Raw genomic sequence first — 902 nt, 5'->3', positions numbered from 1 at the left:
CTTTGAGATCATTATTGACGATATCAGCAGCCAGAAGAGAAGTAAAACGGAGCCAGTTTGTTTTTGCCGAATTTAGGAACCGATAAAAAGTGTTCTTTGAAAAATCTTCCTTAAAAGAGCCAGTTCGTTGCTGCATATACATGCTTCTTCCGACAAAAATGTTGCTGAGCTTGTAGCGGAGCAGAGAAACAGGTGAAACACCTTTTTCTTTCATCCCATTGCATTTGGCGAGAAGCTTGCCGACATGATGCCTGGAAAAAAATCTCTGAACACAATCAATTAACTCGTTCTCATCGCAATAGTTTTGTGGTATACTGGACATGGCATAAATCTCCTTTGTATAGATGGTTTTTCGTCAATTCCATTATACCAAACGGGACAGGTTTATGCCTTTTTTATTGGCTGAAATATTGAATTTTCAAGGTTCAACACACCGTATTGGTGTGGGAAGTTTTAGTTCTTAAGTTACAATTAACTTAAATGACTCCGACGGGAATCGAACCCGTGTTACCGCCGTGAAAGGGCGATGTCTTAACCGCTTGACCACGGAGCCATTCTTTCCTTATAAAGGAAAACTCCCCCTGTTGGACTTGAACCAACGACACTGCGGTTAACAGCCGCATGCTCTACCGACTGAGCTAAGGAGGAATATTCAAGATACTTCATGTACCTTCAAAACCACATATAAGTCCACGTTTCTGTCATCCTGCTTTTCCTATCCACCATTTCTTGGTTATGCCCTCGACCTATTAGTAACAGTCAGCTCCATGTGTTACCACACTTCCACCTCTGCCCTATCTACCTCGTCGTCTTCAAGGGGTCTTACTACTTCCGTATGGGATATCTCATCTTGAGGGGGGCTTCACGCTTAGATGCCTTCAGCGTTTATCCCTTCCCGGCTT

At 43.0% G+C, this 902-nt stretch carries 2 tRNA genes, 1 rRNA gene and 1 pseudogene; all 4 read right to left on the bottom strand.

From position 1 onward, the window contains the following. Nucleotides 1-322: pseudogene (locus B5E64_RS18255) on the bottom strand (transposase); the annotation flags it as partial. A 159-nt stretch (nt 323-481) separates the two neighbouring features. Continuing rightward, nucleotides 482-553, bottom strand: a tRNA-Glu gene (locus B5E64_RS17705). A 22-nt stretch (nt 554-575) separates the two neighbouring features. Continuing rightward, nucleotides 576-648: transfer RNA gene (locus B5E64_RS17700), tRNA-Asn, on the bottom strand. Nucleotides 649-729: 81 nt separating this feature from the next. Continuing rightward, nucleotides 730-902, bottom strand: a 23S ribosomal RNA gene (locus tag B5E64_RS17695); the annotation flags it as partial.

Source organism: Drancourtella sp. An12 (assembly GCF_002160935.1).
In the GTDB taxonomy this organism is placed as follows: Bacteria; Bacillota; Clostridia; order Lachnospirales; family Lachnospiraceae; genus Sellimonas; species Sellimonas catena.
The sequence above is the reverse complement of the archived record's forward strand: the minus strand, read 5'-3'. Positions and strand labels throughout refer to the sequence as shown.